The organism is Devosia sp. XK-2 (genome assembly GCF_037113415.1).
In the GTDB taxonomy this organism is placed as follows: domain Bacteria; phylum Pseudomonadota; class Alphaproteobacteria; order Rhizobiales; family Devosiaceae; genus Devosia.
Window position 1 is genome coordinate 2626180 of sequence record NZ_CP146608.1, and the last position, 22208, is coordinate 2648387.

A 22208-nucleotide genomic window follows, 5' to 3' on the forward strand; every position below is an offset into this window, starting at 1 on the left:
CGGGACAAGTCGAAGCCCATCAAGGGGAGGGAGGCGCAGGGCCGAAGCGTCGGTGTTCATCGTCTCCCTCCCCCTTGTGGGGAGGGATCAAGGGTGGGGGTTTTTGCTAAATCCCGCCATACCAGTCATAACCATTGTCCTCCCAATAGCCGCCCTTGCCGCGACCGAAGGGCGACAGATCATCAACCAGTTCGATGGTGTGGAGGTATTTGGGCTGCTTGTAGCCAAGCGTCCGCTCGATCCTCAGGCGCACCGGCGCACCATTGCTGACCGGCAGGACCGCATCATTGAGGCCATAGGACAGGATCGTCTGCGGGTGATAGGCATCCACCAGGTCCGAGCTGGTATAGTAGAGAATGTCGCCCGATATGCTGCGCTGGATATTGTCGTAGCAGTGATAGACGCAATAGCGCGCGCCCGGCTTCACCCCGGCCTGGTCCAGCACCGGCCCAAGCGGCGTGCCGGTCCATTTGGCAATGCAGCTCCAGCCTTCGACGCAATCATGCCGCGTGATCTGCGTCCGGACCGGCATATTGCGCAATTCGGCCAGCGAGAAGCTGACTTCCTTCTCGACCATGCCCTTGATGGTCAGCCGATAGGGTTCGAAATTCGCCTGGCGCAGGAACATATATTCGGGCGTGGTCGGGTCGGTGGAGCCGTTTGGCCGCTGGCCCTGGCGGATTTCGCTTTCCGCATATTCACGCGCCAGCACCTGATCGCCAATCAGCGCCCTTTGTGCGGAATAGGTCAGGACATTGGCCTGCTCGAGCGCCTGGCGCACCGGATTACCGCGCTGACCGAGGAAGTCGAATTGGTTGCAGCCTGAAAGCGCCAATGACGAGCCCAGGGCCGCCGACCCGATCAGGAACTTGCGGCGATTGACGATCAGACCGCTCATGGCTTGTCTCCCTGTTCGTGTGGCGTGCCGGGACTGGCGCGATACCAGCCGGTGATCATGGAACGCAGCTCATTGAGCGGTCCGGCCAGCAGCACCATGACGATATGGACGATAAAGAACAGCACCAGCAGCGCCATGACCGTGAAATGGATGGTGCGCGCAGTCTGTCGCCCCCCGAAAATATCGAGTAGCCACGGCCAGGCCGCATCCATGCCCGGGCTCATGGTCAATCCGGTCAGGATGATCAGCGGAAACAGCACAAAGAACACAACGAAATAGCTCAGTTTCTGTAGCGGCGTATAGCTGCGGCCATGATGGAGGCGGAGCCGCGCATGCTCCAATGCATCGCGGGGCAATCCGGTGATATCAGTGCTTCTGGGCAGAATATCCCGCCGCAAATGGCCGTTCACAAACGAAGCCAGGAACCACACGAACAGCGCTGCGACGAATATCCACCCGAAGAAGAAATGAACAACCCGCCCCGTCGCCAGATCCCGGAAAGACGGAATTGTCACCGCTCCGGGAAAGCCGACAAAGCTGGGATTGGCCGCAGGCCCGCTCATGCCAAGTACGCCCGTCGTATCGAACTCCCGCCCGAAAAGTGTCGTGCGGCCACGCGGCCCTTCCGGCGTATTGACGGCCCCGATCCTGAGGATCGCGTTATCGAACTCGAAGCCGGATTGTTGCCCGATATAGAGATTGGGATGCGCATTGAATATCTGCAGGCCCGAAAGCAGCAGAAAAAACAGGCAGATCGCCCAGACCCAATGTGTCACCCGGGTCCAGATCGATTGCCGATAGACCAGCGGCCCCTTGGTAACCGGTAGGCCCTTTTCCTCTGACATCGTCTCTCCCCTTTTCCAGCACCTGGAGCATTTCGCCATTTCGCCGAAACGCTGAAATTGCTCCAAGCTATTGTATTGTCGCGCTTCCGAACCGCAAAACCGTTGCCACTTTTGCTCGAAACGCTCCAAGCCGCCCCGTGCTTGCAGTAACGTTATCCCGTCGCAATCACGCTCACCATCACATCGAGTTTACGGCAAGCCTGGTATCTTTGCATGCGGCATGCTTATCGCTCATCATTCGTCGGCAGACCGTGGAGGTTACCCGATCACGCAGCCGTGTTCAGCGCTCGCTTTTTTGCTCGCAGCGTGTAACCTCCTGTTCAACCGGTGCGAATGGAGAACCAATGCAGGCGGATGCGACCGAGAAACGGATGCGCGAGTTGATGCTCGCCGCACTCGACGGCGACGCAGCCGCCTATCGCCGATTGCTGGCCGAGCTCACGCGTTATTTGCGGCCCTGGTTTGCCCGCCGCCTGAGCCCGTCCCATGCTTCGCACGCGGAGGACCTCGTGCAGGAAACACTACTGGCCTTGCACACGAAACGATCGACCTATGACCGCAACCGTCCCTTCACGGCCTGGCTGCACGCCGTTGCGCATCATAAATTCGTCGACCATGTCCGCCGCCATGCCATTCGCCCCACTGTGCCGCTCGACGACGACGCGCCTATTTTCGCCGTCGACGACAGCGCCAATGCCGCAGACCGCCGTGACGTCGAGGCCGTTTTGACCGAAGTGCCGGAGCGGACCGCCGATCTCATTCGCCAGACACGCATTGAAGGCGCCAGTGTCGCCGAAGCCGCCGCGCGCCACGGCATCAGCGAAACGGCGGCGAAAGTCTCCATTCATCGCGGCATCAAGTCCCTCATGAATAAATTTGCGGGAGGGACCAAGTGACCGACGACCTGATCGAACGTCTCTCCGCCGATCTTGCGCCAACACCGCCGCGCGCCCTGGAGCGGTGGCTGTGGCTGGCCGTGGCAATCGGACTTATCGGCTCGATATTGATGGGGCCGCTCGTGCTTGACCTCATGGTCGGGCGGCCGTTCGGCGGCGCATGGGGCAGTTCCATGTTTTGGAGCAAGCTGGCCTATACCATTGGCCTGGGCGCCCTGGGCCTCGTCGCAGTGCCCGTTCTGTCGCGCCCCGACAGGCTCCTGCGCTGGCCCCTGCTGGCGGCCGGCGCGCTGGTATTGCTGGCGCTTGTGGCCGGCACCTGGGACTGGATGCAGTCGGATTGGGCCATGCCGGTCCTGATGGGCGGCACGGCCCTGGCCTGCCCCTGGCTCATCATTCTGACGGCCGCGCCGCTTCTGGGCGTGCTTCTGAGCGCCATGCGCCGTTTCGCACCGGCCTCGCCCATGCTGGCAGGCCTTGCCGCGGGCCTGCTGGCCGGCGGCTTCGGCGCCGCCGCCTATGCCTTCTATTGCGGGGAAACCAGCATGATGTTCATGGCGGTCTGGTATTCATTGGGTATCGCCCTGACCGCGCTCATTGGCGCGATCATCGGGCGGTTTGCACTTCGCTGGTAGGCGGCCGGACTATTCGTCCCTGGCCGCCCAGTTCAGGCCGCGACGCATGATCGTGGCCATATTGGTATTCTCGAATTCCTTGGCCTGATGGCCCAGTGTCATGTGGAAGACCCGGCCCTGGCCATAGCGGTGTTTCCAGACCACCGGCATCACGGCGCCCTTGATCCAGGGCGCGTGCTCGCCGCTGAAGGTCGTGGTCGCCAGCACTTCGATCATCGGATCGACATGCATGTAATATTGCTCGGACCGATAGGAGAAGCTCGGCTTGATGCCCGCCATGATCGGATCGTCCGGCTTGGTCACATCCACGGTATAGTCGATGATGTCGCCCGGATGGGCCACCCATTGGCCGCCGACCATGAATTGGTAGTCCACCGAATCGCGGAAGGCATCGCTCATCCCGCCATGGTGCCCGGCCAACCCCACGCCGCCACGCACGGCCTTGGTGAGGTTCTCGACCTCTTCCTTGGCAATCTTGCTCATGGTGAAGATGGGGATGATCAGCGACAGATCGGCAATCGAGGGATCCGCAAAAGCGCTGGTTTCGGTGGCAGTCCGCACCGAATAGCCATCCTCATGCAGCCAGCGGCGATATATGGTGGCGCATTCCTCCGGGTCGTGACCTTCCCAGCCGCCATAAACAATCAAAGCACTGCGCATGAGCATTCCTCCTGCAAATCAAACGGCGCGGAGAATACCCGACTGAGCCGGTATTGAAAGCCCGTCCGCGCGATTGATGTGTCCGGCCCCTGCCGATAGCGGCATCACCCGCCAGGATGGAAAAGGCCTGCCGCCTCAGGCAGCAGCGGCCGCGAGCCGCCGCGACGCGGCAAAGGCCCAGCTTTTGAGGACCATGTAATTCACGCCCGCCGTCAGGAGATTGACCAGAATGGCAGCGGGCAGGCTGGGCAGGCCCAATGTCCCGTGAAACAGAAAACTGAACACCGCCGCCAAAGCCAGTGCCAGCATTTGCACCGCAACATAGCGCGGCAAGGCCTGGCCATGCGCTGCCGTAGCGCCAAAGGTAAACCGCCGATGCAGAAGGTAGATAGGCACGATGAAAGCGGCATAGCACAGCACGCTGATCACCCAGGCCTCGACCATCGGCAGGGCGGCAATCAAGGCGCTGCTCGACAGGATAAAGCCCAGCGCCCCGCTTCCCCCGATCAGCACGAAGGGCACGATGCCGCCGCCCGCCACCCGTCCATCAGGACGATCCGGATAGACCCGCATCAGGCTTTCAAGGGCAAGGCTCATCGCAGGGGCTTTCGGGCGGGCATCATCATTGGCAACGACCCATACACATAAACCGTTGCAGGCGTGTTTACGTTCAAGCCGAATATTTCGTGTGGACGGGGCGGTTAAAAATTTGACCAAAAGGTCCACTTTCCACTGTCACAATTACCTGATTAGTTGTTTTATGACGCTGCTGGCAGCCCATAAGGCGTCGGGCTGACTAGGCAGATGCTATGTCGACCGCAATAAGCAAAAAGGGACATCAGGGATGAAGAAACTGCTTCTGGGTGCAACCGCGCTCACGCTCTGCGCCGGCTTCGCCACGGCCGCACATGCCGAATTCACGCTCAATATTCTGCATATCAACGACTTCCACTCCCGCTTCGACCCGATCACCGGCACAGACTCCAATTGCGATGCCGAGACCGACGCCGCGGGCGAATGTTTCGGCGGCATAGCCCGCCTCAAGACCATCATCGACGATACCCGCGCCAAGTATGAAACGGGCAATTCTCTGCTGCTCTCAGCCGGCGACAACTTCCAGGGCTCGCTCTACTACACCACCTACAAGTCCAAGGTCGTCTCCGACTTCTTCAACCAGATGGGCTTCGACGTGGTCGCGACCGGCAATCACGAATTCGATGACGGCCCCGAAGAATTCATGAAATTCATCGAGGCGGCCGATTTCCCCATTATCGGCGGCAATTTCGACGTGACCCGCGATGAGAACCTGCGCGGCAAGATCAATGGTTCGATTGTCGTGGATGTTGGCGGCGAGAAGATCGGAATCATCGGTGCTACCACCGAAGACACGCCGGAAATCTCCTCGCCCGGCGACGACGTCGAATTCACCAACATCATCCAATATGTCCGCGGTGCCTCCGAGGCGCTAGATGCGGCCGGCATCAACAAGATCATCCTGCTCAGCCACATCGGCTACAATCAGGATATGGAAGTCGCCGCCGCCCTGCCGCTTGTCGACGTGATCGTGGGCGGCCACAGCCATACGCTGCTGTCCAATACCGATGAAAAGGCCGTGGGGCCCTACCCCACCATGGTCACCAATCCCGAAGGGATCGAGGTCCCGGTGGTGCAGGCCAACCAATATGGCAAGCATCTGGGCGATATCGCCATCACCTGGGATGACGAAGGCAATGTCATCAAGGCCGAAGGCGAGCCCTATCTGATCGACGCATCGGTCACCGGCGACGAGGACTTCAAAACCCAGTTGTCGGCGTTGGCTGCCCCGATCGAGGAAGCCATGGGCGAAGTCATCGGCACGGCAACCGAGGCAATCGAAGGATCGCGCGACGTCTGCCGCGCCATGGAATGCTCGATGGGCAATCTGGTGGCCGAGGCCATGCTCGACCGCGTCGCCGATCAGGGCGTCAAGATCGCCATCCAGAACGGCGGCGGCCTGCGCGCCTCCATCGATGCGGGCGACATCACCATGGGTGAAGTCGTTACCGTGCTGCCCTTCTCGAACACCTTGGCCACCGTCGACATCTCGGGCGCGGACGTTATCGAGGCGCTCGAAAACGGCGTCAGCGACGTTGAAAACGGTGCCGGTCGCTTCCCGCAGGTCGCGGGCCTCAAATATACCGCCGACCTGACCAAGCCAGCCGGCGAACGCATCAGCGACGTGATGGTCGGCTCCGGCGATAGCTGGGAACCGATCGATGAGGACGCCACGTTCACCATCGTCACCAACAATTACATGCGGGGCGGCGGCGACGGATACGGCACCTTTGCCGAGGGCGACAATGCCTATGACTTCGGCCCGCCACTCGAACAGGTCTTGGCGGACTACATCGCCAAGCAGGGCGGCGAATACACTCCCTTCACCGATGGCCGCATCACCATAGTGAAGTAGAGTTCCCGATCAGTAAGCCAACAAAGGGGCGCTTGTGCGCCCCTTTTCTATGGACACTCGCAATTGCCTTGGTTTTGCGCCGGTTTCGCCCAAACTTGGCCAATATCCCCCTGCACCCGATCACGGTCTCGTGAAGACACCTAAACCCTTGACGATGAAAGTTTTCAGATGAAACCGTTTGTGATCGCCGCCTCCCTCGCCGCCTGCCTGACCCTGACCGCCTGCGGCGATGCACCTGAACAACCGGCAGAAGCGGCGGCACCTGTGGAACAGGCAGCACCGACCCCTGCGCCGGCGCCCGAACCGACGCCTGTTGTCGACAATGAGCCGGAACCCGAAGCGCCGGCAATGACGATCGAAGTGCCTGCCGATGCCGTCATTCCTGGCACCGACACCACCGTTCAGGACGCCATGCAGTCCATGCAGGACCAGGTCGAACAGCTTGAGCTGACCGACGCCGAGAAATTGCAGGCGGTCGCGGATGCCCGCGAACAGGCCGAGGCTGCCGCGAAGTCCGCCGGTCTCAGCGACGAGCAGGTCAAGCAGGCCGGCGACGCTGCCGAAGAGGCCGCCAAGGCCATGTTCGGCATCCAGTAAGCGCTACCAGCACCAAATGACGAAGGCCCCACAATCCTGTCGGGGCCTTCTTTTTATCCTCGTGTCAGGCCCGGCGCGCCAACTGGCCCCAGGCCAGAAGGATAATGACCGCGCCCACAATGGCACCGATAAAGTTGGCACCGTCATTGGGCCCGTACCAACCGACCTGCTGCCCCAGCCAGGTCGCCAGCACCGAGCCGACAATGCCCAATACGGTGGTCAGAATAAACCCGCGCGGCTTGTGGTCGCCCGGCGTGATCCATTTGGCAATCAACCCAGCGAGGAACCCGATGATGATGGCCCAGATGATGCCCATGCCCAATCTCCTTTGTTGATCGGGAATTTGGTATTTTCCCAACAGGTTGCAAGGTGGCCCGCAAATTTGATCGGGCATCGTGATCGATAGGGGCGCAACCATCGCGGTGATGGGTCGTTGTGGGGCTGTTCAAGTGGGGGGCACATCCCACAAATGGAGTTCTGACTATGAAGAAGACCATCATTGCGACCACCATCGCCGCCCTTTTTGCCTCGAGCGCCCTGCCGGCCATCGCCGCCAATTCGTCGCTCGACCTGAAGGCCGGCGCCGGGTTTGGCGTAAGTTCGGACATTCTGACCGCCCAGGCTGATGCAGGCGCAGATGCGGGTGTCGACGCAGGTGTCGATGCCGGCCTCGACGCTTCGGAAGGCGGCGTCAATGTGGACGCGGGTGTCGGTGCCAATGCGAACGCTAACGCAAATGCCTCGGCTGACGCGGCGGACGACACCTATGGTTCGGTCATGACCTCGATCAAGGCCAATGCCGATCTCGACCTGAGCGCCATTACCGAGGAGACGGACATCACCATCGTCACCATCTCCTCGCTTAAGGGCAATGCCGAAACTGAAGCCGCTGCTCTCGACAATGAGCTGACGGCCAATGCCGAGGCGCAGGCTGGCCTGCATGCGCGCATTTCGGACAATGCCGCCATCATGGCCGAGCTGGAAGCTGAAGGCTATGCGGTCGAGGATGTTGTCAGCCTCAAGACCAAGGCCGATGGCGCCGTCATCGTCTATGTCGACGACCGCGCATAATCGATCGCGTGATTGGAACTGAAAGGCCCCGGCAAATGCCGGGGCCTTTTTTTACTTTCAGACGGTGTGCTCTGCCCGCTCGCGATCAGTCACGGTGGCCAAATCCAGCACTTTCTGGATATTGGTGGCATGGCGGAAGCTGGGCTCCAGATTTTGGCCCTTGCGGCACGCCTCAACAAAGCGCTCGTAATTGGTCGGTACCGGATCGACCTCGATTTCGGTCCAGGTGCCGGTTTCAGCGTCCTGCCCCAGGCAAGCATAGAGCTTAGACCAGTCGTGGCGGTGCTGCACTTCCAGCGAGCCCAGCTCGCCATAGACGCGCAACCGCAATTCGTTGAAATGGCCGGTGGCCCAGCGCGAGGCATGGACAACGCCCAGCGCGCCATTTTCAAGCTGCGCGGTCATGGCGAAACTGTCATTGGCGTCCAGGTCATATTCTCCGATCTTGTTGCCCGGCGCCTTGTCGAAGGTTTCCAGACGGCAAAACACTTTCGAGAAATCGCTCCCTGCGCCATACGCGGCGAAATCCAGGATATGGACGCCAATGTCGCCCAGAACGCCATTGGAACCGTGCTTTTTCGACAGGCGCCACAGCCATTGGCTCTCCGTGCGCCAATCCCCCCATGCGCGCGATACCAGCCAGCTCTGGAGATAGCTCGCCTCGAAATGCTTGACGGTCCCGACCTGGCCGGACTGCACGATTTCGCGCGCCTTCTGCAATTGGGCGACATTGCGATAGGTCAGGTTGACCATGTTGACCAGGCCCAGCCGCTCGGCCGTCTCGGTCATTTCCATGGCGCGAGTATGGTCGGTCGCCAGCGGCTTTTCGCAGAACACATGCTTGCCCGCCGCCAGCGCCGCCATGGTGGTGGGATAGTGCACACTATCCGGCGTCACATTGGCGACAGCGTCGAACTCGCCCCAGGCCAGCGCCGCATCCAGCGAGCCAAAGCCGCGTTCGATATTGTGCGCCGCGCAAAAGGCCTCCACCCGCGACGGATCGACGTCGACGCCGCCGGCAAGGGTAACCCCCTCGATATTGGCAAAACTCTTGGCATGCGTATTGGCCATGCCGCCGGTACCCAGGATGAGGATACGCATATTTCTATTCCTTGGCCGCCGAAAGCGACCGTTCGACTGTTGATTTCACACCGGCCTGTCCCCGCCGTGGCGGGGACCCCGGTTTAGCCATAAGGGATATCATCCCCCGGCCAGGACCTTTCCCGGTGACTAGCTCTTGACCTCGCCGGCATGATCGGCGGCGCTCAGCTTGGCGCCGCGCTCTTCAATCTTTTCGATCGCCTCGCCAACAGGCGTGTTCGGCGCCTTCATCAGATGAGCGTGTCGCTCGCCCTGATAGGCCCAGTTCACCGCATTGCGCAGCACCTGACCCACATTGGTATCGTGATAGGTCGGATAGGTTTCGTGGCCGGGGCGGAAATAAAAGATATTGCCCGCGCCGCGGCGATAGGTCAGGCCCGAGCGGAACACTTCACCACCCTGGAACCAGGAAACGAACACGGTTTCGAGCGGCTCGGGCACAGTGAAGGGCTCGCCATACATTTCTTCATATTCGAGCTCGAAATAGGCCGGAAGGCCCTTGGCGATCGGATGGCCGGGATTGACGACCCAGAGCCGTTCGCGCTCGCCAGCTTCGCGCCAATGCAGATTGGCCGGCGATCCCATCAGGCCCCTGAACACCTTGGAATGGTGGCCCGAATGCAGAACGATCAGGCCCATGCCCTGCCAGACATGCTCCATGACACGCTTGACCACCGCATCGTCGACCTTGTCATGCGCCGCATGGCCCCACCAGAGCAAAACATCGGTATTGGCCAGCGCCTCTTCCGTACAACCATGTTCGGGTTCCTGAAGCGTGGTGGTCTTTACCTCCAGATTGGCGTCCTGGCGCAGAAGGGCGGCAATCTGGTTGTGCATGCCATTGGGGTAATTTTCGGCGACGACCTTGTTCTTCTGCTCGTGAACATTCTCGCCCCAGACCAGGGTACGGATCGGCATGACGGTCTCCTAATATCAATATCCCGGCATGGGAGGCGCCGGGCGTTCTTGGTTTTGCGTCATTCCCGCAAAATCGGGAACCCCTGTTTGCTCAACTGAGGTTCCCGCGGGAGGACACGGTGTCGGAAAGGCAACGGCCAAACCACCGCCACCTATTGCGTTTTCGTTTATCGGATGGGCTTTTCCGCCTCATCGAAGCGATGAATCTTGTCTTCCATAGGGGACACACGCAGCTTTGAACCGCTGGGATGCTGCAGAGCCCCCTCCAGACGGACGACGATGGGCTCTTCCTGCCCCATATCGAGATAGACATAGGTATCCGCCCCAAGATTTTCGGTGTGGATGACCTCGCCCTCCCAGATGCCGTCCGGCTTGACCTGCATGTGCTCGCCGCGAATGCCCAGCGTGGTACAGTTGAAGGCCGCGGCCTTTTCGCCGGTCAGGAAGTTCATCTTGGGCGAACCGATAAAGCCGGCCACAAAGATGCTGTCGGGCTTTTCATAAAGCTCCATAGGCGTGCCGACCTGCTCGACCAGGCCGTCGCGCAACACGCAGATGCGGTCGGCCAGCGTCATGGCCTCCACCTGATCATGGGTCACATAGATCATGGTGACGTCGTGCATGCCCTCATGCAGCTTGGCAATCTCGATACGGGTCGCCACGCGCAGCGCCGCATCCAGGTTCGACAAGGGTTCATCGAACAGGAACACTTTGGGATCGCGGGTGATGGCCCGGCCAATGGCGACGCGCTGGCGCTGGCCGCCCGAGAGCTGCTTGGGCAGGCGGTCGAGATATTGCCGGATTTGGAGGAGATCCGCGGCCTTCTCAACGCGCTGGCGAATTTCGTCCTTACTGTGGCCCTTCTCGAGCTTCAGGCCGAAGGCCATGTTCTCATAGACCGTCATATGCGGATAAAGCGCATAGGACTGGAACACCATGGCAATGCCGCGCTTGGACGGGGTCAAGGCATTGACCACCTTGCCGTCAAACAACATCTCGCCCGAGGTAATGTCCTCAAGGCCCGAAATCAGGCGCAATAGGGTGGATTTGCCGCAGCCCGAAGGGCCGACAAAAACCATGAATTCACCCTTGCGCACTTCCAGGTCGACACCCTTGATGACGTTCACTGCGCCAAAGGACTTGCGGATATTGCGTAGTTCGATTGATGCCATTTTGGCTTCTCCTTATCCCTTGACGCCGCCAGCGGTGAGGCCGGACACGATCTTGCGCTGAAACACCAGAACCAGGGCCACCAGCGGCACGGTCACCACCACCGAGGCGGCCATGATGATGCCCCAGGGAATTTCGTATTGCGAACCGCCCGACAGCAGCGCGATGGCCACCGGCACGGTGCGGGTCTCATTGGACACTGTAAAGGTCAGTGCGAACAGAAACTCGTTCCAGGCCGCAATGAAGGCCAGAAGGCCCGTGGTCACCAGCGCCGGCCACATCAGCGGCATGAATACCTGGGTGATGATAACCCAGGGCGATGCCCCATCTACAATGGCCGCCTCCTCGATCTCGATCGGCAGGTCGCGCATGAAGGTCGTGAGCACCCATACCGTGAAGGGCAGCGTGAAGATCGTATAGGCAAAGATCAGCGCCCAGGGCGTATTGTAGATGCGCAGGAACCGTATCACCTCGAACAGACCGGCCAATACCGCGATCTGCGGGAACATGGAGACCGCCAGGATCGTCATCAGCAACAGGCTACGGCCGCGGAACCGCACCCGGCTCAGGGCGAACGAGGCCGTAATGGCCAGGAATAGGGCCAGCACAACTGTGACAGAGGCCACGAAGACCGAGTTAAGCAGATTGCGCGGGAACGCACCCTGGGTGAAAACCTGCCGGAAATTGTCAAGGCTGAGCGAGGTAGGCCAATAGGTGACCCGGAACAAATCCGTGCCCGATTTGAGGCTGGTCAGGATGGCGTAGTAGAACGGGAATACCGACACCACCACGATAAACACCACCAGCGCGTAGAACAGCACCGTCTTGGTCAGCTTCCAATAGTCGAAGGTCGTGTCCATCAGCGGTCTCCCCCTTCGAAATTGACCTTGCCCAGCCAGATATACAGGATGGTGAAGATGGCGATGAGCAGGAACAGCAGGGTCGACTGCGTCGATCCTTCAGCGAAATTGTTGAACTGAAACAGGTTTTCCTGAGCCAGCACGGACATGGTCTTGGTGGCGCGCGAATTGGGCGTCAGCACATAGATCAGGTCGAAAATGCGCAGCGCGTCGAGCACGCGGAAGATGATCGCCACCATCAGCGCCGGCCGCACCAGCGGCAGGGTGATGCGGAAGAACTGCTTGACCGGATGCACGCCGTCGATCTCGGCCGCCTCATAGATGTCCTTGGGGATCATCTGCAGGCCCGCCAGGATCAGCAGCGCCATGAAGGGCGTGGTCTTCCAGATATCCACGATCAGCACTGCGGTCATTGCGGTATCGGCCGAAGCGGTCCAGGCGACCGGTGAAGCCAGCAGCCCCAGCTTCATGCCCAGATCATTGATGATGCCGAACTGATCGTTGAGCATCCAGCCCCACATGCGGGCCGAAACAATGGTGGGAATGGCCCAGGGGATCAGGATAGCGGCGCGCACAATGCCCCGTCCGCGGAATTCGGCATTGAGCACCAGCGCCACGATCATGCCCAGCACGGTTTCCCAAAGCACGGACCAGAAGGCGAAGCGCACCGTATTCCAGACCGCGTTCCACCAGTCCGGATCGGCCAACACGCCGCGATAGCGCACCGTGCCGCTTTCCAGCACCTGCCAGCGCAGGTAATTGCCAAAGCCGACCCACTCGGCCCCGTAAAGGTCATTGAGCGTCGCATCGGTGAAGGAGAACCATATCGAGCGCACCAGCGGCCACCCGGCCACGATCGCCAGGGCGACCAGCATCGGAACCAGGAACCAGCGCGCGGCACGCACACGTTGCTGCAAAAGCTCCGATTTGATCTTGGTTGTATTCGCCGCCGCTATCGGCGCCATGGCGTCGGTCGCCATACTCTTCTCCTCCCCAATCTATCAGAAGTCGCCGGGAGGGCGGCGGGTTTCCCAACCGCCCGCCCGGCCAAGGCCGCCGGGAGGACTTACCAGGCGTCGCCCTTGAGGTCTTGGAGGTCCGCCTCGAGTACTTCGAGGTTTTCCGCAGCAGTGCCATTGCCCGACAAGGTGTCGTGCACGGCGCTCCAGAACAGCGAGGAGACCTCGTTGTAATCGGTCTTGGTCGGAGCGGAGGGACGCGGCACCGCGTTCAGGAAAATATCCTTCCAGGCCGGGATGATCGGCTGAGCCGCCGCAACATCAGCATCGTCATAGAGCGAGATGATAGTGGGCAGGTTCGACTGATTGATCGCGCGTTCCTTCTGCACTTCCGCCGAGCTCAGGAAGAGAGCCAGTTCGATGGCAGCCTCCGGATCGGGCGAATATTTGGAAACGGCAACGTTCCAGCCGCCCAGCGTTGCGGCGGAGCGGGCATCGGGACCATCACCCTTGGGCAGCGGCACCACGTCGAACTTGCCGGCGATCGGCGAGTCGGCGCCATTGCCGAGCGAGTAGGCGTAGGGCCAGTTGCGGTGGAACACGGCATTGCCAAGCTGCCACACGCCACGGCTTTCTTCTTCCTGATAGGCCAGATTGCCTTCCGGCGAGATGGTGCCGATCCAGCCGGCAGCGCGATCGATAGCCGCCGCGGCCTGCGGATTATTGATCGAAATGGTGCCATCGGCCTCAACGATCTGGCCGCCGCCATTGGACATGACCCATTCCAGGGCATCACAGGTCAGGCCTTCATAGGCATTGCCCTGGAACACGAAGCCCCACATTTCCGAATTGCCGGCGGCACGCTCGGCATCCATGATCTCCTTGGCGGTTGCCTCCATCTCGGCCCAGGTGGTCGGCGGCGTCTTGCCGTATTTTTCCAGAAGATCCGTGCGGTAGTAGAGTGCCGGGGCATCGGTGAAGGCCGGCAGGGCGACGAGCTTGCCATCCACGGTCTGCGACTCGATGATCGAGGGGAAGTGCTGATCAACGACATCGGCGGCAGCCTCTGTCAGGTCCAGGAACTGATCGGCGAGCTGCGGCGCCCAGATCACGTCGGTCTGGTAAACGTCGATATCGGTATTGCCCGCGGCAAGCCACAGACGATACTGGCCGAACTGGTCGGTCGTCGAAGAGGGCATCGGGACCACGGTCACCGTGTGGCCGGTTTCGGCTTCGAACTTGTCCAGCTGGCTGCGCAGGAAGGCAAGGCCATTGCCGGTGTCGCCCGACACAATGGAAAGTTCGGCCGCCTGGGCCGCACCGGCCACCAGCGTCACGCTTGCCATCATGGAAACGAGCAGCGTTTTCAATTTCATTGGAAATCCTCCCGAAAAGACATGTCATGGGGAGGTCATACCGAACTGACCCTGCGCCAAGGCGCCAGGCCAATTCTCCTCCCCTACAAAAGCACCCGCTGAACCGATTTTGCCGTTCAGATTTAAAGCGCTTTGGAAGATAAGGAACCAGAGCCCCGAAAAACTGTCAAGCGCCGCAGGAGGTGATTTCTTGAACTTTTCCGCAGACGGAGTAATTTTAACTGCAAAATCAAAGTGTTGAAAAGATGGGAGCATTTCTCTCGCCGAAAATTGTCAAACAGAGAGTGATGTACGCACCTCATTTGCCTGAAACGATTGCATGGGCTTGCTTCAAAATTTGAAATCGCTTTGAATAGGTTTGGGAGGAGAATGGCATAACCCCTCTATTCAAGGGGACATGTCTGCCCTAATGGCTGAAACGACCGGCTTTTCGCCTTTGCAGCGGACTATCGACCGGAGCGTCAAACCTTACGGGCCGTAACGCCGCAATGAGATTGAAGGACCTCGCCGAGCATCTCGGCCTGTCGCAAACCACGGTCAGCCGTGCGCTCAACGGCTATCCGGAAGTCAATGAAGCCACACGCCGGCGCGTGGCCGAGGCAGCCAACCTGTTGGGCTATAGACCCAATGCCAGCGCCCTGCGCCTGGCCACCGGTCGCGCCGGTGCGGTCGGCCTGGTATTGCGCGGCGCCGATGAACTGGGGCCGCATATGTCCGAGTTTCTCTCTGGCGTCGGCAGCTATATGGCGTCCCAGGAAATCGACATGCTGGTGTCCACCGTTGCCAGCCACCAGGAAGAGCTGGCGGCCTATCGCCGCCTGGCGGCCAGCCAGAAGGTGGATGCCGTCATCCTCCATTCGCCCACCATCAGCGACGAGCGAGCCGAATTGCTGATGGAGCTCAAGGTTCCCTTCGTGCTTCATGGCCGGACCAATATCGGCCAGCCCGTGGCCTGGCTCGACATTGACAATACCAGCGCCCTGGAGCGCGCCACCAGCCACCTGCTCGATCTGGGTCACAAGCGCATCGCCCTGCTGAACGGCGTCAAGGGTCGCACCTTTGCCGAACACCGGGAGATCGGTTATCACGCCGCCCTGACAGCGCGCGACGTGCCGGTCGATCCCGCGCTCCTGGGCAATTCCGCCTTCACCGACGAAATCGCCTTCCGCATGGCCCAGGCCATGCTCGAATTGCGGCCCCGGCCGACCGCTTTCCTGGCCGGTTCGATGATGACCGCCCTCGGCGTCTTCCGGGCCATCCGCCAGGCAGGGCTGCAGCTGGGCACCGACGTTTCCATGATCGCCCATGACGACGTCTTCCCCTATCTCAATGCCGACAACATGTATCCCACCATGTCCACGACGCGGTCGTCCATCCGCCAGGCGGGGACACGCATAGCCGAGCTGATCACACAGATTCTGGCCGGCAAGCCGCCGGCGGACGTCCATGAACTCTGGCCCGTGGAACTGGTTTTGCGCGAAAGTTCGGGCCCGGCACCAAAGCGCTGACCGTCGTCGCGCCACGCGCCACCCCCGTCGGCCGCCGCGCGGGACCTCTTGATTCTGCCACATTGCCCGTCTGCTGTGGTAACCGATTAGTGCTTGTCGCGTTCGGCGGCGCAGCGCTATCACTACATCCATCACGCGTCCGGAGTTGCCAATGCCTTCGCCTTTCGTCACGACCGCCTGGCTCGCCGATCACCTGGACGACCCGGACGTGGCTGTCGTCGATGCCAGTTGGCACCTGCCGAACGCAGCGCGCAATGCCCAAGCCGAATATCTCGCGGGTCACATTCCCGGCGCCGTGTTCTTCGATATCGACGGCATTGCCGACACCACCACAGACCTGCCGCATATGCTGCCCAGTCCGGCCGATTTCGCCCGAGCCGTCGGCGCATTGGGCATCAGCGAGGACATGACCATTGTCGTCTATGACGAGGTCGGGCTTTTCAGCGCCCCACGCGTCTGGTGGACTTTTCGCAGCTTCGGCGCAACCAAGGTTTTCATGCTCGAAGGCGGCGGCCCCAAATGGCGTGCGGAAAAGCGCCCCACGCAAATCGGTCTGGTGCCACGCCAGAAAGTCAGTTTCGACGCCAGATTTGACACCGATGCCGCGGTCGATTTCGAAACCGTCTCGGCCAATTTGCGCAGCCACGCCGCGCAGGTGGTCGATGCGCGTCCCGCGCCGCGCTTTCACGGTGAAGTGCCCGAACCGCGCAAGGGTCTCAAATCGGGTCATATCCCGGCCAGCCTCAACGTGCCGGTGAGCCTGCTTACCGAAGGCGGCAAGCTCAAAGCGCCCGACGAATTGCGCACCATCTTTGCCGATCGCGGCGTCGACCTGCAAAAGCCACTCATTGCCTCGTGTGGCTCGGGTATAACCGCGGTCACCCTGGCGCTTGCCCTTGAACAAGCCGGTGCCCGGGACGTTGCCGTCTATGACGGCTCCTGGGCCGAATGGGGCGCCCACAAGGATGCTGAGATAGAGAGCTGAGCGGGAACCCTCACGACGCCCGCACCCTTCCTGTCAAGACAGAAGGTGTCCCCATGCCAACCCAGCCCGACTACCTTGCCCACTTTCGTCGATATGCCGAGGCCTATGAGCAATCACTCGGCGACCATGTCGAGGCCGATCTCATCCGTTCCTTCTTTGCCGATGATATCATGGCCCCGGCGACATCGGGGGGCATCAACGTCGGCAAGAATGACCGGGGTTTTGTGCAGACGCTCAAGCAGGGCTATCAGTTCTACAAGGCAATCGGCACGACGAGCATGCAGGTGCGGCGCGTCGACGTGACCGAGATTGCTTACAATCACGACAGCGTCCGGGTCTTCTACACCTCCGGCTATCGCCGGAAGGATGGATCCGATCTCACCATCGACTTCGACGTCACCTACCTTGCCCAGAGGACCGATGACGGACCGAAGATTTTTGCCTTCATCGCTGGCGACGAGATGGGCCTCTACCAGCAGTACGGCCTTGTCGATAACGAGGGCAAACCGCTCTAGGCATAGGTCACCCAGCCACGAAAATCGAAGCCGGCAAAGAACAGACTGATGTCAGTGAAGCCGGCCTCGGCCAGCATGGCCTCCTCGGCCTTCGGCGCGAGCAGGTACAGACGATCCAACATGGCCTGCCGCCCGCTTTCGGCGTGGGCCGGGTCGACGCCGTTGGAAATGGCAAAACCCGCGTGTCGCTTCATCCAGAGATCACGGCTTTTCTGTCCTGCACAAAGCTCATATGGGCCAGGACCAGGGGCGCGCCCGGCTTCAGGCGACGATGGAGGCCCCGAAGGGTTTCAAGGCGTTCAGCCAGTGGCACGAAGTGAAAGACCAGCAATGAGGTCGCGCCATCGTACGGCCCCTCGGGCGCGTCCTTGATTGTGCCCTTGTGCAGCGCTACGCGGTCGCCAAACGCTGCCGTCGCCAGATGGGCCGCTTCGAGCATGCTGTCGGAGGGGTCGACACCATCAAGACGCCAGCCGGGATGTGTGGCCGCCAGATTGTGCAATTCCACACCCCCGCCGGCGCCAAGCACCAGAACGCGCCCCGCCTCGGGCACGCGCTCGGCCAGCAGCAACTCGGTCATCCGATGCAGCCCGGCCAGGCCCGGCACCTGCTTGAAGGCGCCCTCGGCATAGGCATTGATGGCACTGATCGGCGATGTCATGGCAGGCTCCGGCGCTAATATGTAACTCCTTTAGTTACAATAAGAACACCCCGTCAACCCACTCGCCGCGGCGGGTCGGAATCAGCTAGCATGCGGTCAGGCGCGATCCACGCCTCCCCCCTCCACCGGGAAAGCAGCTGACCTGCCGGATTGACTGCCAAAGTATCAGCCCCGTCGTGCGACGGCATAAGGAGGGATTGCCTGAGCCAGTAACGACTGGAGCAAGACCATGCGACTTTCCGCACCCATTTACCGCCCCAAACGCGCCGCCAGACTGAAGGCCCGCGACCACGGCATTCCTCTGCACGCAGCGCTTGACCAGATTGCCGCGGCAGAAGGCTTTGTGAGCTGGAGCCTGCTGAGTTCGCAAAGCGGAGAAGAGGTCACCGACCCGAGCACCATCGGCAACCAGCTGCAACCCGGCGATCTCGTGCTGATCGCCGCGCGGCCTCGCCAGGGAAAAACGCTTCTGGCCCTGCAGATGGCGACGGCAGCTGCTGGGCCGGACCAGAAGGCCTATTTCTTCTCGCTCGACTGTACCCCTGCAGAGGTGCGCACGAAGCTCGATGCCATCAACGTGGCCCCCACTCAGTTCGCCGCCCAACTCGTCATCGACTGCTCTGACGACATTTGCGCCGACTACGTCATGCAAACGCTCGACACCGCGCCCCGCGGCACTTTGGCTGTTATCGACTATCTGCAATTGCTCGACCAGAAGAGATCGACGCCGGCGCTGCAACAACAGGTTACCGCTTTGGCCCAATTTGCCCGCACCCGCGGGCTCGTCATCGCCTTTATCTGCCAGGTAGATCGTGCCTTCGAGATGGCAGAAGCACCAATGCCAGACCTTGACGATATTCGGCTGCCCAACCCGCTCGACCTGACGATATTCGACCATGCCTGGTTTCTGAACAAGGGCACTGTGCACGGCCAGAGAATTCCGAAGAGCCAAGCGGCACCAAGCCACCGATAGTCCAAACGCCCAGAGGATGCCGATCCATTCGGCATCCCATTGTTTGTGCGCGCTGTGTTGAACTGGCCGCATGGACCTTGTCATAACCCCTTGCGACTGGGCGCGGCATCGGAATAATCGCGGAAACGATAAGGGATGGGGAACCATGGCTGCGCGAAACGACAATTCTGCGACCCGGCTGGACGATGCCGCACGGGCCGGCTGGCTCTACTATGTCGCCGGCAATACGCAGGAAGAAATCGCCAGCAAGATGGGAATTTCGCGCCAGTCGGCGCAGCGTCTCGTGTCGCTGTCTGTGAGCGAGGGACTGATCAAGGTGCGTCTCGACCACCCCATCGGCCATTGCCTGGACCTGGCCGAACGCCTGAAGAGCCGCTATGGCCTGGACCAGTGCGAAGTGGTGCCGTCCGATGCCGCCAGCAATTCGACAACGATTGGGGTGGCAGAGGCCGGCGCTGCCGAAATCGAACGCTGTCTGCGTAGCCCCGACCCGGTGATCATCGCCATCGGTACAGGCCGGACCCTGAAAGCGGCTATCGAACAGCTCCAACCCATGGATTGTCCCCATCACACGGTTGTCTCGCTGACCGGCAATATCGCGCCCGATGGCTCGGCCGCCTTCTATAACGTGATTTTCAACGTGGCCGACACGGTCAAGGCGCGCAGCTTTCCCATGCCCCTGCCCGTCATCGCTTCCTCGGCCAGGGAGCGGGAAATGCTCCACAGCCAGCCCATGATCGCCTCGACCCTGGATCTGGCCGCGCGCGCCAATATCACCTTTGTCGGTATCGGCCATCTGGGATCCGATGCGCCCCTGCTGCTGGATGGCTTCATCAGCGAAGCCGAACACAAGGCCCTGCTGAAAGCCGGGGCTATTGGGGAGATTTGCGGCTGGGTCTTCGATGCCGAGGGCCGGCTGATCGAGGGACTGACCAATGATCGGGTGGCATCGGCACCCATCCCCAGCCGCGAACAGGGCCGCGTCATCGCCCTGGCCATGGGCCCGGCCAAAGCCGCCGCCATTCGCGCCGCGCTGACCCGGCGTCTCGTCAATGGCCTGATCACCGATGAGCGAACAGCCGAATTGCTGCTGGCCTGACTCCATGCCCATGGCGCAAAGTCCCTTTCCGACGACGTGTTGACGCGCCGCCCGGCCTCGTGGTCACGAGAAAAGAGCGGAGTCCCGAGACGGCTGCCGTCCCTGAAACTAAAAACTGAAACGAACGCCTTCCCGGGAACGCTTGCCATTCGCGCATAGCGCTCATGGCCCTCTCGCCTCAAATAGCGCCACTGGCGCTATTTGGCCTTCGGCACGGATCGAAGCCCCTGTTTCAGGGGGAGGTTGGGTGGGGATGCTCCAAAAACCGTTTCGCCACCATTCTGTCCCAGCGCCTGGTCTCCGGGCGGCCTTGTATTTCCCGCATCCGGCGGTTCCGTCAGGCATTGGCTTTCAGCAACCATGCATCATGGTTGTCGAGAAAGACCTTGAGCCGCTCGCCATAGTCACCGGTGACCGCCTCGCGCACGCTCTGGCGGGCAGAAAGAGCCTTTCGCCACGCGGTCACGCGCGGCAGGCCCTCGAATACCCCGGATGGCGCAATAGCGTCGAACACGTCGAAATAGCGGAAGATGGGCGCAAAAACCGCATCGACCAGGCTGAACGCGGCGCCGGCAAAGAACGGCCCGTCGCCGAGCTCGGCCTCGACGCGACCGAACTTGCCGAGCAGCGCCTTGCGCTTGGCCTCATAGTTTAGAGCGTCCTTTGCCGTCTCGAAGCCCCAGAGGTCGGACAGGATGGACGAACCGAATTCTATCCAGCCCCGATGCTGCGCCCGCGTCAGCGGATCGGCAGGATGAAGAGCGGCGCCGGGCTGCGTGTCTTCGAGATATTCGCAGATGGCGGCGCTCTCAAACAACACGGCATCCGCGCCATCGTCCTGCCTGACGATCAGCAGCGGCACCTTGCCGAGCGGCGAAATGGCCGTAAACCAATCCGGCTTTGCCGCCAGATCGATATAGCGGCGCTCGAACGGCACACCTTTTTCGGAAAGAGCGATGGCGGCCCGCTGCACATAGGGGCAGAGATGATGGCTGATAAGGGTCAGTTTCGTATCGGACATGATGAAATCTCCTTGGGCGGCTCAGCGAAAGGCGGGCGAAGGGCGCAACGCGTAGCGGCCGTCACCGAATAGGAATTGGGCGACAGACAGGATGATGAGGTAGAGCGGATATTCCCAACCGCCATTCGGCGCGTTGAAGACCCAGCCGTTGCCGCCATGGGCCCAGATGATCGCGCCGGCCAGCGCCGGGATCAGGATCACGGCCACCCAACGCGCATAGATGCCCAGAACCAGCATCGCGCCACCAACCGCTTCCGCCGCGAAGGTGATATAGGCCAGCCAGCCAGGCAGACCGATCGATTCAAAATAGCCTGCCGTGCCGGCAAGGCCGAAGGTCAACAGCTTTAGCCCAATGGAATGGGCCAGATACATCACGCCCAGGCTGACGCGCAGCAGCGTGACCCCATAGTCCGTTAGCCGCTCTTGAGTCATGGAAAGTCTCCGTTCCGTAAATATATGCAGTTGCATCTATATGGCCGCTTGCCTTCCCGGTCAATATGCATGTAACTGCATCTATGTCCGATCACGCAGAGACTGAAACCCCGCAACCATCCCTGGCCGTCACCCGGGCCTGGATACGGCTCATGCGTGCCCAGCGGATCGTCCTTGCCGCGATCGAACAGGATTTGAAGGTGGCCGATCTGCCGCCACTGGGCTGGTATGATGTGTTGCTCGAACTGTCGCGGGCCACGGACGGCCGCTTGCGGCCCTTCGAAATCGAGGAACGCACCCTATTGGCGCAGCATAATCTTTCCAGGCTGCTCGACCGGATGGACAAGGCAGGTCTGGTCAAGCGCGAAGTGTTCGCTGAGGACGGCCGGGGACGCTGGGTCATCATCACACAAGCCGGCCGTGCCATGCAGGCGCATATGTGGATCATATATGCAAAAGCGCTGCAGCAGCATCTGGGCAGCAAGCTTGACGATGGTCAGGCCGAGCAGCTGGCCGGGCTGCTGGCGGCCCTATCGCAAAAATCCTAGACCCTTTCACATTGGGGCCGACGCGGCTCTA

At 61.0% G+C, this 22208-nt stretch carries 27 protein-coding genes; 11 read left to right on the top strand and 16 right to left on the bottom strand.

The features are described 5' to 3' along the window. Window positions 1-106 precede the first annotated feature (106 nt). Both V8Z65_RS12885 and V8Z65_RS12890 read right to left on the bottom strand, forming a co-directional pair. Window positions 107-898, bottom strand: a complete 792-nt coding sequence (locus tag V8Z65_RS12885) for a molybdopterin-dependent oxidoreductase (protein WP_338720550.1) — start codon at window positions 896-898, stop codon at window positions 107-109. Then, window positions 895-1743 carry a cytochrome b/b6 domain-containing protein gene (locus V8Z65_RS12890; protein ID WP_338720551.1) on the bottom strand — a complete coding sequence of 283 codons (849 nt, stop codon included), beginning with the start codon at window positions 1741-1743 and terminating at the stop codon, window positions 895-897. The genes V8Z65_RS12885 and V8Z65_RS12890 overlap by 4 nt, the downstream gene beginning before the upstream one ends. A gap of 371 nt (window positions 1744-2114) precedes the next feature. Between V8Z65_RS12890 and V8Z65_RS12895 the strand changes: the two genes are divergently transcribed. Both V8Z65_RS12895 and V8Z65_RS12900 read left to right on the top strand, forming a co-directional pair. After that, the gene (locus V8Z65_RS12895) at window positions 2115-2639 is read left to right on the top strand and encodes a sigma-70 family RNA polymerase sigma factor (protein ID WP_338724022.1); all 525 of its coding nucleotides are present in this window, start codon (window positions 2115-2117) and stop codon (window positions 2637-2639) included. Next, window positions 2636-3274: a DUF1109 domain-containing protein gene (locus V8Z65_RS12900; RefSeq protein ID WP_338720552.1), complete on the top strand. Its 639-nt coding sequence runs from the start codon at window positions 2636-2638 to the stop codon at window positions 3272-3274. The genes V8Z65_RS12895 and V8Z65_RS12900 overlap by 4 nt, the downstream gene beginning before the upstream one ends. A gap of 9 nt (window positions 3275-3283) precedes the next feature. Here V8Z65_RS12900 and V8Z65_RS12905 read toward each other — a convergent pair whose 3' ends face one another. Beyond that, window positions 3284-3934 (bottom strand): ThuA domain-containing protein, encoded by a 651-nt coding sequence (locus V8Z65_RS12905; protein WP_338720553.1) that lies wholly within the window; start codon window positions 3932-3934, stop codon window positions 3284-3286. A 135-nt stretch (window positions 3935-4069) separates the two neighbouring features. After that, window positions 4070-4531, bottom strand: coding sequence for a GtrA family protein (locus tag V8Z65_RS12910; RefSeq protein WP_338720554.1), 462 nt, complete (start codon window positions 4529-4531; stop codon window positions 4070-4072). 247 nt (window positions 4532-4778) lie between these two features. On the opposite strand from V8Z65_RS12910, the gene V8Z65_RS12915 reads away from it, so the two are divergent. Next, window positions 4779-6383: a 5'-nucleotidase C-terminal domain-containing protein gene (locus V8Z65_RS12915; protein WP_338720555.1), complete on the top strand. Its 1605-nt coding sequence runs from the start codon at window positions 4779-4781 to the stop codon at window positions 6381-6383. 168 nt (window positions 6384-6551) lie between these two features. After that, window positions 6552-6980, top strand: coding sequence for a hypothetical protein (locus V8Z65_RS12920; RefSeq protein ID WP_338720556.1), 429 nt, complete (start codon window positions 6552-6554; stop codon window positions 6978-6980). Window positions 6981-7044: 64 nt separating this feature from the next. On the opposite strand, the gene V8Z65_RS12925 is transcribed toward V8Z65_RS12920, so the two are convergent. Beyond that, window positions 7045-7296: a GlsB/YeaQ/YmgE family stress response membrane protein gene (locus tag V8Z65_RS12925; RefSeq protein ID WP_338720557.1), complete on the bottom strand. Its 252-nt coding sequence runs from the start codon at window positions 7294-7296 to the stop codon at window positions 7045-7047. 167 nt (window positions 7297-7463) lie between these two features. Here V8Z65_RS12925 and V8Z65_RS12930 point away from each other — a divergent pair, with 167 nt between their 5' ends. Next, entirely contained in the window at window positions 7464-8051 is a 588-nt protein-coding gene (locus tag V8Z65_RS12930) for a hypothetical protein (protein WP_338720558.1), read from the top strand. Window positions 8052-8108: 57 nt separating this feature from the next. Here V8Z65_RS12930 and V8Z65_RS12935 read toward each other — a convergent pair whose 3' ends face one another. The 7 genes from V8Z65_RS12935 to V8Z65_RS12965 form a co-directional block, all read right to left on the bottom strand. Then, window positions 8109-9152, bottom strand: a complete 1044-nt coding sequence (locus V8Z65_RS12935) for a Gfo/Idh/MocA family oxidoreductase (protein ID WP_338720559.1) — start codon at window positions 9150-9152, stop codon at window positions 8109-8111. Window positions 9153-9281: 129 nt separating this feature from the next. After that, window positions 9282-10070: a ThuA domain-containing protein gene (locus V8Z65_RS12940; protein ID WP_338720560.1), complete on the bottom strand. Its 789-nt coding sequence runs from the start codon at window positions 10068-10070 to the stop codon at window positions 9282-9284. A gap of 167 nt (window positions 10071-10237) precedes the next feature. Next, window positions 10238-11242, bottom strand: a complete 1005-nt coding sequence (locus V8Z65_RS12945) for an ABC transporter ATP-binding protein (protein ID WP_338720561.1) — start codon at window positions 11240-11242, stop codon at window positions 10238-10240. A gap of 12 nt (window positions 11243-11254) precedes the next feature. Beyond that, window positions 11255-12100, bottom strand: a complete 846-nt coding sequence (locus tag V8Z65_RS12950; RefSeq protein WP_338720562.1) for a carbohydrate ABC transporter permease — start codon at window positions 12098-12100, stop codon at window positions 11255-11257. Then, the gene (locus V8Z65_RS12955) at window positions 12100-13080 is read right to left on the bottom strand and encodes a sugar ABC transporter permease (protein ID WP_338720563.1); all 981 of its coding nucleotides are present in this window, start codon (window positions 13078-13080) and stop codon (window positions 12100-12102) included. Before V8Z65_RS12955 ends, V8Z65_RS12950 begins: the two co-directional genes overlap by 1 nt. An 86-nt stretch (window positions 13081-13166) precedes the next feature. After that, a complete protein-coding gene (locus V8Z65_RS12960; RefSeq protein ID WP_338720564.1) occupies window positions 13167-14435 on the bottom strand; it encodes an ABC transporter substrate-binding protein in 1269 nt (422 codons plus the stop codon). 24 nt (window positions 14436-14459) lie between these two features. Continuing rightward, window positions 14460-14690: a hypothetical protein gene (locus V8Z65_RS12965; RefSeq protein ID WP_338720565.1), complete on the bottom strand. Its 231-nt coding sequence runs from the start codon at window positions 14688-14690 to the stop codon at window positions 14460-14462. Window positions 14691-14923: 233 nt separating this feature from the next. On the opposite strand from V8Z65_RS12965, the gene V8Z65_RS12970 reads away from it, so the two are divergent. The 3 genes from V8Z65_RS12970 to V8Z65_RS12980 all read left to right on the top strand — a co-directional run bounded on the left by V8Z65_RS12970 (window position 14924) and on the right by V8Z65_RS12980 (window position 17443). Beyond that, window positions 14924-15943 (top strand): substrate-binding domain-containing protein, encoded by a 1020-nt coding sequence (locus V8Z65_RS12970; RefSeq protein WP_338720566.1) that lies wholly within the window; start codon window positions 14924-14926, stop codon window positions 15941-15943. A gap of 151 nt (window positions 15944-16094) precedes the next feature. Then, the gene (gene sseA / locus V8Z65_RS12975) at window positions 16095-16928 is read left to right on the top strand and encodes a 3-mercaptopyruvate sulfurtransferase (RefSeq protein ID WP_338720567.1); all 834 of its coding nucleotides are present in this window, start codon (window positions 16095-16097) and stop codon (window positions 16926-16928) included. 53 nt (window positions 16929-16981) lie between these two features. Beyond that, entirely contained in the window at window positions 16982-17443 is a 462-nt protein-coding gene (locus V8Z65_RS12980) for a nuclear transport factor 2 family protein (protein ID WP_338720568.1), read from the top strand. Here V8Z65_RS12980 and V8Z65_RS12985 read toward each other — a convergent pair. After that, window positions 17440-17637 carry a hypothetical protein gene (locus V8Z65_RS12985; RefSeq protein ID WP_338720569.1) on the bottom strand — a complete coding sequence of 66 codons (198 nt, stop codon included), beginning with the start codon at window positions 17635-17637 and terminating at the stop codon, window positions 17440-17442. The two genes, V8Z65_RS12980 and V8Z65_RS12985, sit on opposite strands and share 4 nt — an antisense overlap. Further along, entirely contained in the window at window positions 17634-18104 is a 471-nt protein-coding gene (locus V8Z65_RS12990; RefSeq protein WP_338720570.1) for a class I SAM-dependent methyltransferase, read from the bottom strand. Before V8Z65_RS12990 ends, V8Z65_RS12985 begins: the two co-directional genes overlap by 4 nt. Before the next feature lie 229 nt (window positions 18105-18333). Between V8Z65_RS12990 and V8Z65_RS12995 the strand changes: the two genes are divergently transcribed. Both V8Z65_RS12995 and V8Z65_RS13000 read left to right on the top strand, forming a co-directional pair. Continuing rightward, entirely contained in the window at window positions 18334-19077 is a 744-nt protein-coding gene (locus V8Z65_RS12995) for a DNA helicase (protein ID WP_338720571.1), read from the top strand. Between the two features lie 145 nt (window positions 19078-19222). Beyond that, complete coding sequence (locus tag V8Z65_RS13000) at window positions 19223-20176, top strand: sugar-binding transcriptional regulator (protein ID WP_338720572.1); 954 nt, start codon at window positions 19223-19225, stop codon at window positions 20174-20176. 337 nt (window positions 20177-20513) lie between these two features. On the opposite strand, the gene V8Z65_RS13005 is transcribed toward V8Z65_RS13000, so the two are convergent. After that, the gene (locus tag V8Z65_RS13005) at window positions 20514-21197 is read right to left on the bottom strand and encodes a glutathione S-transferase family protein (RefSeq protein ID WP_338720573.1); all 684 of its coding nucleotides are present in this window, start codon (window positions 21195-21197) and stop codon (window positions 20514-20516) included. A gap of 21 nt (window positions 21198-21218) precedes the next feature. Then, complete coding sequence (locus V8Z65_RS13010; protein WP_338720574.1) at window positions 21219-21629, bottom strand: DoxX family protein; 411 nt, start codon at window positions 21627-21629, stop codon at window positions 21219-21221. 83 nt (window positions 21630-21712) lie between these two features. Between V8Z65_RS13010 and V8Z65_RS13015 the strand changes: the two genes are divergently transcribed. Next, the gene (locus V8Z65_RS13015) at window positions 21713-22177 is read left to right on the top strand and encodes a helix-turn-helix domain-containing protein (RefSeq protein ID WP_338720575.1); all 465 of its coding nucleotides are present in this window, start codon (window positions 21713-21715) and stop codon (window positions 22175-22177) included. The last annotated feature ends 31 nt before the right edge of the window (window positions 22178-22208 follow it).

Excerpts from the sequence above, each read along its gene's own strand:
- V8Z65_RS12885 (WP_338720550.1), bottom strand. The coding sequence starts at position 898 with ATGAGCGGTCTGATCGTCAATCGCCGCAAGTTCCTGATCGGGTCGGCG.
- V8Z65_RS12890 (WP_338720551.1), bottom strand. The coding sequence starts at position 1,743 with ATGTCAGAGGAAAAGGGCCTACCGGTTACCAAGGGGCCGCTGGTCTAT.
- V8Z65_RS12895 (WP_338724022.1), top strand. The coding sequence starts at position 2,115 with ATGCGCGAGTTGATGCTCGCCGCACTCGACGGCGACGCAGCCGCCTAT.
- V8Z65_RS12905 (WP_338720553.1), bottom strand. The coding sequence starts at position 3,934 with ATGCGCAGTGCTTTGATTGTTTATGGCGGCTGGGAAGGTCACGACCCG.
- V8Z65_RS12910 (WP_338720554.1), bottom strand. The coding sequence starts at position 4,531 with ATGAGCCTTGCCCTTGAAAGCCTGATGCGGGTCTATCCGGATCGTCCT.
- V8Z65_RS12915 (WP_338720555.1), top strand. The coding sequence starts at position 4,779 with ATGAAGAAACTGCTTCTGGGTGCAACCGCGCTCACGCTCTGCGCCGGC.
- V8Z65_RS12920 (WP_338720556.1), top strand. The coding sequence starts at position 6,552 with ATGAAACCGTTTGTGATCGCCGCCTCCCTCGCCGCCTGCCTGACCCTG.
- V8Z65_RS12925 (WP_338720557.1), bottom strand. The coding sequence starts at position 7,296 with ATGGGCATCATCTGGGCCATCATCATCGGGTTCCTCGCTGGGTTGATT.
- V8Z65_RS12930 (WP_338720558.1), top strand. The coding sequence starts at position 7,464 with ATGAAGAAGACCATCATTGCGACCACCATCGCCGCCCTTTTTGCCTCG.
- V8Z65_RS12935 (WP_338720559.1), bottom strand. The coding sequence starts at position 9,152 with ATGCGTATCCTCATCCTGGGTACCGGCGGCATGGCCAATACGCATGCC.
- V8Z65_RS12940 (WP_338720560.1), bottom strand. The coding sequence starts at position 10,070 with ATGCCGATCCGTACCCTGGTCTGGGGCGAGAATGTTCACGAGCAGAAG.
- V8Z65_RS12945 (WP_338720561.1), bottom strand. The coding sequence starts at position 11,242 with ATGGCATCAATCGAACTACGCAATATCCGCAAGTCCTTTGGCGCAGTG.
- V8Z65_RS12950 (WP_338720562.1), bottom strand. The coding sequence starts at position 12,100 with ATGGACACGACCTTCGACTATTGGAAGCTGACCAAGACGGTGCTGTTC.
- V8Z65_RS12955 (WP_338720563.1), bottom strand. The coding sequence starts at position 13,080 with ATGGCGACCGACGCCATGGCGCCGATAGCGGCGGCGAATACAACCAAG.
- V8Z65_RS12960 (WP_338720564.1), bottom strand. The coding sequence starts at position 14,435 with ATGAAATTGAAAACGCTGCTCGTTTCCATGATGGCAAGCGTGACGCTG.
- V8Z65_RS12965 (WP_338720565.1), bottom strand. The coding sequence starts at position 14,690 with ATGCTCCCATCTTTTCAACACTTTGATTTTGCAGTTAAAATTACTCCG.
- V8Z65_RS12970 (WP_338720566.1), top strand. The coding sequence starts at position 14,924 with ATGAGATTGAAGGACCTCGCCGAGCATCTCGGCCTGTCGCAAACCACG.
- sseA (WP_338720567.1), top strand. The coding sequence starts at position 16,095 with ATGCCTTCGCCTTTCGTCACGACCGCCTGGCTCGCCGATCACCTGGAC.
- V8Z65_RS12980 (WP_338720568.1), top strand. The coding sequence starts at position 16,982 with ATGCCAACCCAGCCCGACTACCTTGCCCACTTTCGTCGATATGCCGAG.
- V8Z65_RS12985 (WP_338720569.1), bottom strand. The coding sequence starts at position 17,637 with ATGAAGCGACACGCGGGTTTTGCCATTTCCAACGGCGTCGACCCGGCC.
- V8Z65_RS12990 (WP_338720570.1), bottom strand. The coding sequence starts at position 18,104 with ATGACATCGCCGATCAGTGCCATCAATGCCTATGCCGAGGGCGCCTTC.
- V8Z65_RS12995 (WP_338720571.1), top strand. The coding sequence starts at position 18,334 with ATGCGACTTTCCGCACCCATTTACCGCCCCAAACGCGCCGCCAGACTG.
- V8Z65_RS13000 (WP_338720572.1), top strand. The coding sequence starts at position 19,223 with ATGGCTGCGCGAAACGACAATTCTGCGACCCGGCTGGACGATGCCGCA.
- V8Z65_RS13005 (WP_338720573.1), bottom strand. The coding sequence starts at position 21,197 with ATGTCCGATACGAAACTGACCCTTATCAGCCATCATCTCTGCCCCTAT.
- V8Z65_RS13010 (WP_338720574.1), bottom strand. The coding sequence starts at position 21,629 with ATGACTCAAGAGCGGCTAACGGACTATGGGGTCACGCTGCTGCGCGTC.
- V8Z65_RS13015 (WP_338720575.1), top strand. The coding sequence starts at position 21,713 with ATGTCCGATCACGCAGAGACTGAAACCCCGCAACCATCCCTGGCCGTC.